This is a genomic window from Williamsia limnetica, from assembly GCF_003217475.1.
Classification (GTDB): Bacteria; Actinomycetota; Actinomycetes; order Mycobacteriales; family Mycobacteriaceae; genus Williamsia; species Williamsia limnetica.
The window spans coordinates 199,297-211,903 of sequence record NZ_QJSP01000003.1 but is presented as its reverse complement, the minus strand read 5'-3'; the positions used below and the strand labels follow the sequence as shown (position 1 = coordinate 211,903).

Sequence of the window (12,607 nt, the reverse complement as noted above, 5' to 3'; positions counted from 1 at the left end):
GGCGGTCAGATCACGCCGTCCTCCGCCAGCGTGCCCAGCTCGTCCTCACTCAAGTTCAGAAGCGAGCCATAGACTTCCGAGTTGTGCTGGCCAGGGGTGGCCGACCCGGCGTTCCGGATTCGGCCAGGGGTGCCCGTCAATTGCGGCACGATCCCGGGGCCGCGCACGTTTTCGCCGATCCGTTCGTCGAAGTGGTCTGCGATCATGCCGCGCGCGATCAACTGAGGGTCCTTGATCACCTCGGCGACAGTGTTGATCGGCCCCACAACCACTCCGGCATCGCTGAGCCGCTCGATCAGACTGTCGTGCGGTTGTTCGGCGGTCCAGGCTGCGATGAGCTCGTCGAGTTCGTCCTGATTCTCGCCGCGCGCGGCGTGCGTGGCGAACCGGGGGTCACTGCTCAATTCCGGCTGTCCCATGACCGCGCACAGTCGGGTAAAGACGGTGTCCTGGTTGGCGCCGATCACCACCATCCGACCCTCCGCGGTGGGGTAGATGTTGGACGGGGCGATACCCGCGAGTCTGGTGCCGGACGGCCCGCGGACGATCCCGCCCTGGTCGTAGTCAGGGATCGTTGATTCCTGGATGGCCAGACAGGCCTCGTTCAGCGCGGTGTCGATGATCTGGCCCTCCCCGGTGATGGTGCGCCGATAGAGGGCGGCCAGGGCACCGTGCACGGCGAACATGCCCGCCAGCGTGTCCCCGAGCGACAGCGCGAGTCGTGGCGGCGGTTGATCGGGATATCCATTGAGATGGCGCAGGCCGCTGACGGCCTCGGCGACCGACGCATACCCGGCTCGACCCGCGTCGGGTCCGGTCTGCCCGTACCCCGACACCCGCACCAGGATGATCCCGCGATTGCGTTCGTGGAGTACGTCGTAACCGAGTCCGAGCTTCTCGAGCGTCCCCGGGCGGAAGTTCTCCACGATGATGTCCGACGAGTCGACGAGTTGCAGGAACAGTTCGCGGCCCCGGTCGCTGCGCAGGTCCAGCGTGACCGCGCGCTTGTTGCGGGCGTAGACGGTCCACAGGAACCGATGGCCGTCGCGCTCGGCCTGACCCCAGCCGCGCAGAGGGTCCGGTTTTCCGGGTGCCTCGATCTTGATGACGTCAGCGCCCAGGTCACCCATGAGGCGGGCACCGAACGGGCCGGCTATCAGGGAACCCAACTCCAGTACCCGCACTCCGTCGAGGGCACCTGTCGGCAGCTGTGTGTCCTGCGCTGTGTTCTCCACCATCGATCCAGTCTCACGCATCGGCCGGCCGGACCGATCGACACCCTCCGAACGACGACCCCAAACGCCGACCCCCGAACGACGCCGCCGGTTCCTCTGCAGGCGTAAAGGAGTGCGTTTCCGCGGGAGTGCTCGTAGCGTGGAAGGGGTGAGCACACCCCACACCGCGAATATCACCACTGCCCACCCCTCGCCGCGCACCCTCGGGGAGCTGCGCGCGTCCGGTCACGTGCAGCGCAGCGTCAAAGACGAGATCCGCAACAACCTGCTGACCAAGCTCCGTTCGGGCGACGATCCGTGGCCCGGCATCCTCGGCTTCGAGGCCACCGTCATCCCGCAGCTCGAACGTGCGTTGCTGGCCGGCCACGACGTCGTCATGCTCGGCGAGCGCGGTCAGGGCAAGACCCGACTGCTGCGCACCATCTCCGGGCTCCTCGACGAATGGACGCCTGTCATCGACGGCTCCGAACTGGCCGAGCACCCGTTCGAGCCGATCACCCCGGCGTCCATCCGCAAGGCCGCGAATCTGCAGGACGACCTGCCCATCAGCTGGTTGCACCGCAGCGAGCGATACAGCGAAAAGCTCGCGACCCCCGACACCTCGGTCGGCGACCTCGTCGGCGACGTCGATCCGATGAAGGTGGCCGAAGGGCGCAGCCTCGGTGACCCCGAGACCATCCACTTCGGGTTGATCCCGCGGGCACACCGCGGCATCGTCGCCATCAACGAGTTGCCAGACCTCGCCGAGCGGATCCAGGTGGCGATGCTCAACGTGATGGAGGAACGCGACATCCAGGTCCGCGGCTACAGCCTGCGCCTGCCGCTCGACGTCGTCCTGATGGCCAGTGCCAACCCCGAGGACTACACCAACCGCGGGCGGATCATCACCCCGCTGAAGGATCGCTTCGGCGCCGAGATCCGCACTCACTACCCGATCGAGCTTGACGACGAGATCGCGGTCATCGAGCAAGAAGCCGATCTGATGGCCACCGTGCCGACGTTCCTGATCGAGATCATCGCCCGGTTCACCCGGCACGTGCGCGACCATCCGGCGATCGACCAGCGGTCCGGTGTGTCGGCGCGTTTCGCCATCGCCGGTGCCGAGACGGTCGCGGCGGCGGCGTTGCACCGATCAGCGGTCCTCGGCGAGGAGTTCCCGGTGGCCCGCATCGTCGACCTCTCGTCGGTCATCGAGGTCCTGCGCGGCAAGGTGGAGTTCGAATCCGGTGAGGAGGGTCGTGAACTCGAAATCCTCGAACACCTCCTCCGGAAGTCGACCGCCGACACCGTCCGTGCGCATCTCGGCGGAGTCGACCTCGCCACGCTCGTCACCGCACTGGAGGCCAGCGAACCGATCGTCACCGGTGATCGGGTATCGGCATCGCAGCTGCTCAGTTCGATGCCCGAGGGCACGGAGCCGGTGGTCAACAAGATCGCCGAACGCTTCGACATCACCGACGACGGTGAGCGGGCCAGCGCGTTGGAGCTCGCCCTTGAAGGGCTGTTCTTGGCGCGCAGGATCGGCAAAGAGGCCGACGAAGAAGGCCAGACCATCTATGGCTAGAGACCACTAGATCTTTCGACGGGAAACACTTATGGCCCGCAGTAACTTTCATCGCGCACGCTATTTGCGCTACACCGGTGGGCCCGACCCGCTCGCACCGCCCGTCGATCTGCGCGAAGCACTCGACGCCATCGGCGACGATGTGATGGCCGGTGGCTCACCACAGGCCGCGATGCGGGAATACCTGCGTCGGGGCAGCGAGAACATGCGTGGACTCGACGAACTCCGCGAGATGGTGAACAAGCGTCGCGAAGAGATCCTGAAGTCGCGCAATTTAAACGGGACGTTCGAGGAGATCCGGCAGCTGCTCGACGACGCGGTGCTCGACGAGCGTAAGCAACTCGCCCGCGACCTCGACGACGAGGCCCGGTTCGCCGAGATGCAGATCCAGAATCTGCCGACGTCCACCGCGCAAGCGGTTCAGGACCTCGCCAACTACGACTGGCGCAGTCCTGAGGCGAAGGAGAAGTACGACAAGATCAAAGATCTGCTGGGGCGCGAATTGCTGGACCAGCGCTTCGCGGGGATGAAGGAGGCGCTCGAGGGCGCCACCGAGGAAGACCGGCAGCGCATCGCGGACATGCTCAAAGATCTCAACGAGTTGCTGGCGGCGCACAACCGTGGCGAGGACACCACCGAGCAGTTCGGTGAGTTCATGGACAAGCACGGCGAATTCTTCCCGGAGAACCCGAAGAACACCGATGAGCTGATCGATTCGCTGGCCGCCCGAGCCGCTGCCGCGCAGCAGTTCTACAACTCGCTGTCGGATGAACAGCGAGCCGAGCTCGATCAGCTGTCGCAGCAGGCCTTCGGGTCGCCGGATCTGATGAATCAGCTCGCGCAGATGGATTCGCAGTTGCAGCAGGCCCGTCCGGGTATGGGGTGGGGCGAAGGCCAGGACTTCGAAGGCGGTCAGGGCATGGGCATGGGCGAAGGCGCCGGTGCCCTGCAGGATCTGGCCGAGCTGGAATCGCTGTCAGAGCAACTGTCGCAGCAGTATTCGGGTGCGCATCTCGACGACGTCGACCTCGATGCGCTCGCCCGGCAGCTCGGAGCCGATGCGGCCGTCGACGCCAGGACCTTGTCCGAACTCGAGAAAGCTCTCAAAGATCAGGGGCTGCTCGAGAAAGGCAGTGACGGTCAACTGCGCCTGTCACCCAAGGCGATGAGGCAGCTGGGTCAGTCGATCTTCAAAGACGTCGCAGAACAGCTCTCGGGCCGTGGCGGTGATCGGCAGACGCGACGGTCGGGTCAGGCGGGGGAGCCCACCGGGTCCTCTCGAGAGTGGGAGTTCGGCGACACCGAGCCCTGGGATGTCACGCGAACGGTCTCGAATGCGGTGCTGCGCACCATCTCCGAGGATCCGGACAAACTGCACGCCGGCAACGGCATGCTCCGCGACGGTGTGAAGATCAACGTGCGCGACGTCGAGGTGGGCGAGACGGAGGCTCGTAGCCAGGCCGCGGTCGCACTGCTGGTGGACACGTCGTTCTCGATGTGGCTGGAGAATCGCTGGACCCCGATGAAGCGCACCGCGATGGCCCTCAACCACCTGATATCGACGCGTTTCCGCTCAGACGAGCTCGAACTGATCTCGTTCGGGCACTATGCGCGCACCCTGGAGATGAGTGAGCTGATCGGTCTCGACGGCATGCGGCAGCAGGGCACCAACCTGCATCACGCTCTGCTGTTGGCACAGCGGCATTTTCGGAAGCATCCGAACGCCCAGCCCGTGGTACTCATCGTCACCGATGGTGAGCCGACCGCGCATCTGCTGCCCGGTGGTGAGCCGTTCTTCTACTACCCACCGCATCCGGCAACACTCGGAGCGACTGTCCGAGAGCTGGACAATGTGGCCAGGATGGGCGCTCAGGTGAGCATTTTCCGGCTCGGCGACGACCCGGGACTCGTACAGTTCGTCGATCAGATGGCACGCAGGGTATCGGGGCGCGTGGTCGCCCCTGATCTCGATGGACTCGGCGCTGCGGTGGTCGGCGACTACCTCGGTGGCAAACGCCGTCGCGGCCGGCGCTGAGCTGCACACGCTCCACCTTTGCGAAGACGCGCCACTTATAAGTGGCGCGTCTTCGTATATGTGGAGCGTTTGCGGGTGGGACACCCGGGCCTAGTCCTGAAGTAGAGGGTCGCCACTCCGTCCGGAGTTGGATGCACGAATGGGCTGCACACCATACTGTTCAGGCATGGACACGACTCGGAACGATCAGGTTCGACTGTATGCGGACCTTATTTCCGAGGTAAAAGCTCTTGGCCTGCTCGAACGCAGGGTCGGCTGGTATGCGGGCAGGTTGGCGTTACTGCTCGGTGCGTTTCTCGCCACGTTCGGTGTCGTCTTCGCCCTCGGTTCGAGTTGGTGGCAGATAGCGATTGCTCCAGTATTCGGAATCTTGTTCACTCAGACGGCATTTCTGTCGCATGACAGCGCTCACAAGCAGGTGTTCGCCTCCGGCAAGGCGAATGAATGGGCGGCCCGCCTGATCGGCAACCTGATCGTGGGCCTGGGTTACGGCTGGTGGCAGGGCAAGCACTCGAAGCACCACGCGAATCCGAACAAGATCGGCAAGGACGGCGACATCGCGACCGGAGCGCTGATGTTCGTGCCCGAGGACTTCGAGGACACCGGTGGTCTCAAAGGCTGGATCCGTGCGCACCAGGGCTGGCTGTTCTTCCCGATGCTCACGCTCGAAGGTGTCAACCTGCACTTCGAGTCCCTGAAGGTGCTGTTCGACGGCAGCCGCCCGAGCCGTCGTCGCCTCGAGCTCGCACTGCTCTCGATCCGGTTGATCGGCTTCCCGGTGATTGTGTTCAGTGCCATGGGCTGGGGCGTCGGCGCGGTCTTCCTGGTGGTGCAGTCGGTGGTCTTCGGGCTCTACATGGGCGCCAGTTTCGCCCCCAACCACAAGGGCATGCCGATCGTTCCGAAGGACGTGCGCGTCAACTTCTTCGAGCGGCAGGTCCGTACCTCACGCAATGTCCGCGGTGGTCGGGCGATGGACTGGGCGATGGGCGGTCTGAACCTGCAGATCGAGCACCATCTGTTCCCGAGCATGCCGAGTGCGAGCCTGCGACAGGCCCGGCCGCTCGTCCGCCGCTACTGCCTCGAGAACGATATCCCGTACACCGAAGCAGGCCTGGTCGAGTCGTACGGCATCGTCATCAAATACCTCAACCGTGTGGGCATGGGTTACGCCGACCCGTTCGAGTGCCCGTTCGTCGCGGCCTATCGCTGAGCGACCCCCAGGTCATTTGTCGAGCGACATCTTCCCCTGGCCATGCGGGCTGCGACGCACCACCTCGACACCACCCATGATGGCGAGCCCACTGACGGTGATCGTCGGAGCACCCGGGACGCCTTTGCCTTCGGCGTTGCGGCTGCCGCTGAACCCGCCCATGATGCCCATCCCCGTGATGCGCACCGTCGCATCGTGGGGTACGACGATCTCGATGCCGCCCATGATGGCGTTCGCCCGGATCGTCAGCTGATCAGACGTGAACTCGGCGTCACGCAGATCGATCTCGATGCCGCCCATCATGGCGAAGGCGTTGAGATGTTCGCCGACGGCGACGCGCCCCTTGAGTTCGGAGCCACTCATCACGGCCACGCGGCTGGTGATCACCTCGACACCTGCCGATGCTTGATTCACCCGACGCGAGGTGGCGACCGCCGCGGTCGTCAGCTGGTTGACGGGCAGATCGTCGGTGAGTGAATCGAGTTCACCGAAAGTTTTGGCAGCAACCGCTTTTTCGGCCCGTTCCTCGTACTCGGCCGGACTCAGGTGGCCCTGGCTCATCGCAGAGGACAAGATCTGGTGAACGAAGTCTCGGTCGCTGTCGCTCGCGCGTAGGCGGCTGCGCCCCTGATCAGGGTCATCGGAAGGAATCAGTTCACTCACCCTTGTGAGGTTAGCCGGTGCCCGTGGTCGCGACCACAGCCCGGCGGTTGTCGCCGGAACGACCATCGACTCGTTCGCCGCCCGTACGGACAGGTGCCGGGATAGTGTTTTCTCAGTCGAGACCGGAGGACCCCCATGAAGTTGTTCCGCCTGGCCAGAACCATGTCTGCGGTCGCCGTGTCGGCTGCGGTGGTGGCCGGTCTGACGAGCGGCGTCGCCCCGGCGACCGCCGACATCGACCTGCCGGCCGCGGTCGACGAGTTGATTCTCGACACGATCGGCGACGGCAACCTGCGTTCGGCGATCGTGCAGGTCCGGGTGGATGGCAGGGTCATCGCCGACATCGCGTTCGGTGAGGCCGCGCCGGGGGTGCCCGCAACCACCCGAGATCACTTCCGCAACGGAGCCATCGCGATCACGTATACGGGCGCGCTCTTGGTCGAGTTGGCAAAGAGAGGGATCGTCGGCTTCGACGAACCGATCTCGAAGTGGCGTCCCGACCTGCCGTATGCCGACAAGGTGACCCCACGCCAACTGGCGTCGATGACCGCGGGTTACCCCGACTACGTGACCGACGAGTCGTTCAACGAGCAGAACCTCGCCGATGTCCACAAGAACTGGACACCGGACGAGCTGCTGTCGTTCTCCTTCGCGCAGGAACGCACCTTCGAACCCGGAACAGAGTTCGGGTACTCACACAGCAACTACGTCATCCTGGGTCTGGTCCTCGAAAAGGCGACCGGCACGCCGCTGGCCGAGCTGCTGCGCACCTACATCTCGAATCCACTCGGCCTCGACCACACGGTGTCGAATCAGGGACCGGCCATTCCGGCGCCTGCACTGCACGGATTCAGCACCGATCGCGGCGTTTATGAGGACACCATCAGCTGGAGTCCGTCGTGGACCATCGCGAACGGTTCCGTGCAGACGACCACCATCGACGACGCCGCCTCGAGCTTCGATGCGCTGCTGGGATCCTCACGGTTTCTCGGCGAGAACGGCTATCGCGAGCTCACCGACCAGGGGCTGGCCGGGCTACCGTTCGGTTCGGCGACTCTGACGACTGCGCGCTCGTACGGTCTGGGTGTGTTCATCAACAACGACTGGTTCTATGCGAACCCGTTTTTCAACGGGTACACCTCGACGGTCCTGACACTGCCTGCCCACCGATCGAAGATCGGCACCGTGACCGTCGCGGTGGCGGCGACCCCTACCGTGAAGGGGACGCAGGAGGGCAACATCGCATATCCGCTTGCCACCGACATCGCGGAGTTGATCGCACCGGATCACCCGATCGCGTAGCGACTCAGGCGAGCAAGAAGGCGATCAAGGCGATCGCCGGTATCGCGATGAGCGTCGTGACCAACGCAGAGTCTCTCGCCAGCACCACGCCACGCTGATAGCGCGTGGCGTACACCAAGACGTTCTGGGCTGTCGGTAGCGCGGCGATGACGACGAGGGCGAAGAGTTCGTGTCCGGTGGCGCCGAAGGCAAACCGGGCGAGGAAATAGACCAGCACGGGCTGGACGACCATCTTCAGGAAAGCGGCCAGTGCGACGTCGCGGCGCGGACTCTGCCCCTTCTGCAGCACGCTGACGCCGGTCAGCGACAGCCCGAACACCAGGAGAGCGCCCGGGACCGAAGCGTTGCCCAGCATGTCGAACGGTTCCATCACGGCTTCGGGGAGGGTGACCCCGAGAACGGAGATCAGCAGACCTGCTGCGCCGCCCAACACGATCGGGTTGGTGAACGGCGTCACGACGGTGTCGCGGAACGATATTCGACGGGTGGCGCCGTCGGCATCGGTGCGACCCACGGCGGTGAGGTCGAGGGCGGTGAGCGCCAGCGGCGAGTAGACCATGATCTGGAACAGCAGTAGCGGTGCCACGAAGGACGCGTCGTCGAGAACGAAGATCGCGATCGGGATACCCAGGTTGGCGCTGTTCACGTACGACGCGGACAGCGCGCCGATGGTGGCTTCGGGTACCTGCCGTTTCAGCAGCCACCGGGCGATCACGAAATAGATCGCTCCGACGAGTAGTGCGCTGCCGCCGGCGACCACCAGCGTCGTGGAGAACACGTCCGCGAGGTCTGCCTTGGCGAGGGAGGAGAAGAGCAACGCCGGGGTGCAGACGAAGAACACCAAGCGCGACAACACGATCACCGCGCCAGGGCCCAGCGCTTCGGTGCGGCCGAGAATGAACCCGACGAACACCACGATGAAGATCACCGTGAAACCCTGGATTACGCCTGACACCTCAGCAGTCTAGGTACCCCCGATGATGGGTTGTTTTGGCGGGTCCCACCTGGCGTTTTGTTCGCCAGAACGACCCATCATCGGGGGTCGAGCAGGGTGCGGAGGGCGTTCGAGTGTGCCTCGTACGCCCGCCGTCCGGTGGTGGTGACCCGGTAGGTGGTGCTGCTGCCTCGTCCGAGGCCTTCTTTCGACGCGCGGACGTACCCCGCCGACTCCAAAGCCGACATCTGTTTCGAGAGATCAGAATCGGTCAGGCCCAGATGTTCTTTGAGAAATCGGAACGATGTCGACGAACTGTTGACGAGAATGGCCATGGCCGCCAATCGTTTCGGGGCGTGGATGACTGGATCGAGACCTTCGATCATGAGCGCTGGGCCATCATGAGAGCCGGGCTCGGGTCGCCTCCGCGGCGAGTTCGTATCGTTTTTCGTAGATCACCAATCCGCCGGTGACCAGTACAAAAGCCACTGCGGCAGCCGTCGCGACCCCACCCAGCCACCACGACACCGCGACCAGCCCCGCAATCGCGGGTAGCGCCATGAAGTATCTGCGCCATAGGACGCCGATCTCTGCAGGTGGTCGCCCGCGGCCGGGTTGCGGCAAAGAGCCGTGGCGGCGTTGCATCCAGTTGATGAATGCGATTTCGAGGACGATCAGGACTGTGAGCGTTCCGACGAAGAGCGGAATGCTCTCGCGCCACCAGGCGAACGCGCCGATCATTCCCGCCGCCCAGGCACCGATCGCCGGGTAGTACCACCAGGGCGTCGGTGGATAGTCGAGGTACGGGGCGGCTTCTGCTCGCTCGGCCACCCGCAGCAGCTTGCGTGCCTCATCACTTTCCATGTTGGAAAGTTTATGGATCGCTTTCCACTTATGCAAGTGGAAAGCGATCCGTTGCGACTATCGGGACGAGCCGGGGTAGGGCAGTAGCGCCATCTCGCGGGCGTTGCGGATGGCGGTGGCGACCTGCCGTTGCTGTTGCGGGTCGAGTCCGGTGATCGAACGGCTACGAATCTTGCCGCGATCGGACAAGAACTGGCGAAGGGGCGCGGTGTCCTTGTAGTCGACGGTGGTGACGCCGGCCGTGAGCAGCATGTTGCGCTTGCGCTTGGCCGGGAGGTCGGGTTTGGCAGGGCGCCTGGCCATGATGATGTCCCTCTGTGTTGGTCGAAGTTGTCAGGAGGTGAACGCTGTTGTCACCAGCTTGATTTGGTGATGCCGGGGAGCTCGCCGTTGTGTGCCATCTGGCGCAGCCGGATACGGGAGAGGCCGACTTTGCCGACGTAACCGCGCGGGCGCCCGTCGACCGCGTCGCGGTTGCGGATGCGGGTGGCACTCGAATCGCGGGGGAGTCGTTGCAAGGCGAGTTGCGCCTCGGCACGCTGGTCATCGGACGACTTCTGGCTGCGAATGGTCTCTTTGAGGGCCGCACGACGCTCGGCGTACCGCGCGACGATCAGCTTGCGCTGCTCGTTCTTCTCGATCTTGGACTTCTTGGCCATCAGCGCTCCTCGCGGAAGTCGACGTGCCGGCGGGCGCGTGGGTCGAACTTGCGCAGCACCATCCGGTCCGGATCGTTGCGCCGGTTCTTACGGGTGACGTAGGTGTACCCCGTGCCCGCGGTCGACTTCAGTTTGATGATCGGGCGAATTTCGTTGCGTGCCATCTAGATCTTCTCTCCTTGCGCGCGAATCTTGGCGACCGCGGCCTCGATGCCGATGCGGTCGATCGTCTTGATGCCCTTCGCCGAGACCGTCAGGGTGATGGTCCGGTGTTCGCTGGGCAGGTAGTAGCGACGGCGCTGGATGTTGGGATTCCAGCGGCGACTGGTGCGCACGTGTGAATGCGACACCTGCTTGCCGAAGCCGGGTTTGCGGCCGGTGACCTGGCAGTGCGTGGACATCGGGCCCTCCTCGTTTGCTTAATGGGAATGGTTGTCGACAACCGACGAGTTGGACTGTACCTTCAACACACAGCAAATGAAAACGATTCCCGATAGGAGTGTGTTCAGTGGCCCGCCTGGTCAACAAGACCCCGCTGGTGATCGTCACCGGTTTCGATCGCGGGGCAACCATCCGCAGCGCAGAGGCCCTCGCGGTGCCCGGTACCGCGGTGGTCCATCACGACCTGTCGCTCGTCGGGGCGGGAACGATCGTCCGAACGGTGTCGACCACCGACTTCAGTGGTGAAACAGATTCACGGACAACCCAAAGCGCCCTGGACCATGGATGTTTGTCCTGCGCCATGCGCGAGGACGTGCTGCCGTTGCTCCGAGCGCTGCACCGGCGTGGCAACGTCGACCGCATCGTGCTCGCCCTCGACCCCGCGCTGGAACCCGAACCGCTCTCGTGGGCCATCTCCAACGTCGTCGTCGCGGACGTTCCCGGGCAGGTGGACGGCCCCGCCGGCCTCGACGTCCAGATCGACGCCGTCATCGGGTGCATCCACGAGGGCACCTGGCTCGAGGACGCGACTGGAGACACGGTGCTCGACGAAGATCCAAGAGGTCCCGAAGGCGATGAACGTACGGTCGCGCAGCTCGCGGTCGGCCATGTCGGCTTCGCGGACGCTTTGGTGGTGCACGGCCAGGCTGCGAACGGGTGGTCGGGGGCGAAGTTGTTCGCCGTCCTCAAGCGACTCAACCCGACTGCGCCGATCATCATGGAGCTACCGCAGCGTCAGCTCGGACCGACGATCATGCGCAACCTCCTGACGTCGATTCCGGCAGGAGCGCGCCGCGGTGCCATCACCGGCCCGCATGACCCGTTGCTCCGCGGACAGCCACCGCTGACCCCGGACTGCGGGGTGCACGTGGTGGAGTTCGAAACCGATCGCCCGTTTCATCCCGAGCGGCTGCACGACGCCATCGACGTCCTGCTCGACGGAGTGGTGGCGGCTCGGGGCCGACTGTGGCTGGCGACCCAGCCCGACGAAGCCCTCTGGCTCGAGAGTGCGGGCGGAGGTCTGCGGATCGCCACCGGTGGTACCTGGATTGCCGCGATGACCGACGATCAGGTCGCCCAGGTCGATCCCGAGCGGCTCGCGATGGCGTCGTTGCGGTGGGATCCGCTCTACGGCGATCGCAGCAGTTCGATCGTCGCGGTCTCGGTGGAGGCAGACCCGGGCCACATCCGGCGGACCCTTGCGTCCGCCGTGCTGACCGACGATGAGCTCGCTGCGGGCCAATCGGGCTGGCACGGATTATCCGATCCGTTCGGCGTCACCCACGCCGATCCGTGTGACGACATGCTCGACGAACGAGCCCTTCTCGAGGGAACAGAACCACCCTCCGAATGGTTCCTAGAAGTACAGGATTTGGCTGGTCCAAAGCCTGACAACCCCGGGCAGAACCCGGAAAGAGAGGACAAGTCATGAAGGCAAACATCCATCCCGACTACCAGCCGGTCATCTTCAAGGACGCGTCCACGGGCAAGGCGTTCCTCACCCGGTCGACGCTCACTTCCGAGGCCTTTTTGGATTGGGAGGACGGTAACCGGTACCCTCTAGTGGTTGTCGATGTCACGTCCGACTCGCACCCCTTCTGGACCGGGGCGCAGCGGGTACTGGACACCGCAGGACGAGTGCAGAAGTTCGAGCGCCGCTACGGCAAGCGGACACGCACAACCCCCGGAACGTAAAC

General features: G+C 64.5%; 15 protein-coding genes. 6 read left to right on the top strand and 9 right to left on the bottom strand.

The features are described 5' to 3' along the window. Positions 1–5: 5 nt before the first annotated feature. Positions 6–1,238: a CaiB/BaiF CoA transferase family protein gene (locus DFR67_RS06075; RefSeq protein WP_110468740.1), complete on the bottom strand. Its 1,233-nt coding sequence runs from the start codon at positions 1,236–1,238 to the stop codon at positions 6–8. Positions 1,239–1,383: 145 nt separating this feature from the next. Between DFR67_RS06075 and DFR67_RS06070 the strand changes: the two genes are divergently transcribed. The 3 genes from DFR67_RS06070 to DFR67_RS06060 all read left to right on the top strand — a co-directional run bounded on the left by DFR67_RS06070 (position 1,384) and on the right by DFR67_RS06060 (position 6,047). Continuing rightward, entirely contained in the window at positions 1,384–2,799 is a 1,416-nt protein-coding gene (locus tag DFR67_RS06070) for a sigma 54-interacting transcriptional regulator (RefSeq protein WP_425451250.1), read from the top strand. Between the two features lie 31 nt (positions 2,800–2,830). Continuing rightward, on the top strand, positions 2,831–4,834 hold the full coding sequence (locus DFR67_RS06065; RefSeq protein ID WP_110468523.1) for a VWA domain-containing protein: 2,004 nt from the start codon (positions 2,831–2,833) through the stop codon (positions 4,832–4,834). 166 nt (positions 4,835–5,000) lie between these two features. After that, on the top strand, positions 5,001–6,047 hold the full coding sequence (locus DFR67_RS06060; RefSeq protein WP_110468522.1) for a fatty acid desaturase family protein: 1,047 nt from the start codon (positions 5,001–5,003) through the stop codon (positions 6,045–6,047). A gap of 12 nt (positions 6,048–6,059) precedes the next feature. Here DFR67_RS06060 and DFR67_RS06055 read toward each other — a convergent pair whose 3' ends face one another. Beyond that, positions 6,060–6,701, bottom strand: a complete 642-nt coding sequence (locus tag DFR67_RS06055; RefSeq protein ID WP_110468739.1) for a DUF1707 SHOCT-like domain-containing protein — start codon at positions 6,699–6,701, stop codon at positions 6,060–6,062. Positions 6,702–6,845: 144 nt separating this feature from the next. Between DFR67_RS06055 and DFR67_RS06050 the strand changes: the two genes are divergently transcribed. Further along, positions 6,846–8,012: a serine hydrolase domain-containing protein gene (locus DFR67_RS06050; RefSeq protein ID WP_110468521.1), complete on the top strand. Its 1,167-nt coding sequence runs from the start codon at positions 6,846–6,848 to the stop codon at positions 8,010–8,012. 4 nt (positions 8,013–8,016) lie between these two features. Here DFR67_RS06050 and DFR67_RS06045 read toward each other — a convergent pair whose 3' ends face one another. The 7 genes from DFR67_RS06045 to rpmB form a co-directional block, all read right to left on the bottom strand. Then, entirely contained in the window at positions 8,017–8,967 is a 951-nt protein-coding gene (locus DFR67_RS06045; protein ID WP_110468520.1) for an AEC family transporter, read from the bottom strand. Between the two features lie 77 nt (positions 8,968–9,044). Further along, positions 9,045–9,332: a transcriptional regulator gene (locus DFR67_RS06040; RefSeq protein ID WP_110468519.1), complete on the bottom strand. Its 288-nt coding sequence runs from the start codon at positions 9,330–9,332 to the stop codon at positions 9,045–9,047. Positions 9,333–9,345: 13 nt separating this feature from the next. Then, on the bottom strand, positions 9,346–9,810 hold the full coding sequence (locus DFR67_RS06035) for a hypothetical protein (RefSeq protein WP_110468518.1): 465 nt from the start codon (positions 9,808–9,810) through the stop codon (positions 9,346–9,348). Between the two features lie 57 nt (positions 9,811–9,867). Next, positions 9,868–10,113: a 30S ribosomal protein S18 gene (rpsR, locus tag DFR67_RS06030; RefSeq protein ID WP_110468517.1), complete on the bottom strand. Its 246-nt coding sequence runs from the start codon at positions 10,111–10,113 to the stop codon at positions 9,868–9,870. A gap of 50 nt (positions 10,114–10,163) precedes the next feature. After that, positions 10,164–10,469, bottom strand: coding sequence for a 30S ribosomal protein S14 (rpsN, locus tag DFR67_RS06025; protein WP_110468516.1), 306 nt, complete (start codon positions 10,467–10,469; stop codon positions 10,164–10,166). Continuing rightward, positions 10,469–10,633, bottom strand: a complete 165-nt coding sequence (rpmG, locus tag DFR67_RS06020; RefSeq protein ID WP_110468515.1) for a 50S ribosomal protein L33 — start codon at positions 10,631–10,633, stop codon at positions 10,469–10,471. Before rpmG ends, rpsN begins: the two co-directional genes overlap by 1 nt. Then, the gene (gene rpmB, locus DFR67_RS06015) at positions 10,634–10,870 is read right to left on the bottom strand and encodes a 50S ribosomal protein L28 (protein ID WP_110468514.1); all 237 of its coding nucleotides are present in this window, start codon (positions 10,868–10,870) and stop codon (positions 10,634–10,636) included. It lies immediately after the preceding gene. A gap of 107 nt (positions 10,871–10,977) precedes the next feature. Between rpmB and mrf the strand changes: the two genes are divergently transcribed. Together mrf and DFR67_RS06005 are read left to right on the top strand one after the other, a co-directional pair. Beyond that, entirely contained in the window at positions 10,978–12,342 is a 1,365-nt protein-coding gene (mrf, locus tag DFR67_RS06010; protein WP_245937755.1) for a ribosome hibernation factor-recruiting GTPase MRF, read from the top strand. Next, positions 12,339–12,605: a type B 50S ribosomal protein L31 gene (locus DFR67_RS06005; protein WP_110468513.1), complete on the top strand. Its 267-nt coding sequence runs from the start codon at positions 12,339–12,341 to the stop codon at positions 12,603–12,605. The genes mrf and DFR67_RS06005 overlap by 4 nt, the downstream gene beginning before the upstream one ends. Positions 12,606–12,607: the final 2 nt, after the last annotated feature.

Excerpts from the sequence above, each read along its gene's own strand:
- DFR67_RS06075 (WP_110468740.1), bottom strand. The coding sequence starts at position 1,238 with ATGGTGGAGAACACAGCGCAGGACACACAGCTGCCGACAGGTGCCCTC.
- DFR67_RS06065 (WP_110468523.1), top strand. The coding sequence starts at position 2,831 with ATGGCCCGCAGTAACTTTCATCGCGCACGCTATTTGCGCTACACCGGT.
- DFR67_RS06060 (WP_110468522.1), top strand. The coding sequence starts at position 5,001 with ATGGACACGACTCGGAACGATCAGGTTCGACTGTATGCGGACCTTATT.
- DFR67_RS06050 (WP_110468521.1), top strand. The coding sequence starts at position 6,846 with ATGAAGTTGTTCCGCCTGGCCAGAACCATGTCTGCGGTCGCCGTGTCG.
- DFR67_RS06040 (WP_110468519.1), bottom strand. The coding sequence starts at position 9,332 with ATGATCGAAGGTCTCGATCCAGTCATCCACGCCCCGAAACGATTGGCG.
- DFR67_RS06035 (WP_110468518.1), bottom strand. The coding sequence starts at position 9,810 with ATGGAAAGTGATGAGGCACGCAAGCTGCTGCGGGTGGCCGAGCGAGCA.
- rpsR (WP_110468517.1), bottom strand. The coding sequence starts at position 10,113 with ATGGCCAGGCGCCCTGCCAAACCCGACCTCCCGGCCAAGCGCAAGCGC.
- rpsN (WP_110468516.1), bottom strand. The coding sequence starts at position 10,469 with ATGGCCAAGAAGTCCAAGATCGAGAAGAACGAGCAGCGCAAGCTGATC.
- rpmG (WP_110468515.1), bottom strand. The coding sequence starts at position 10,633 with ATGGCACGCAACGAAATTCGCCCGATCATCAAACTGAAGTCGACCGCG.
- rpmB (WP_110468514.1), bottom strand. The coding sequence starts at position 10,870 with ATGTCCACGCACTGCCAGGTCACCGGCCGCAAACCCGGCTTCGGCAAG.
- DFR67_RS06005 (WP_110468513.1), top strand. The coding sequence starts at position 12,339 with ATGAAGGCAAACATCCATCCCGACTACCAGCCGGTCATCTTCAAGGAC.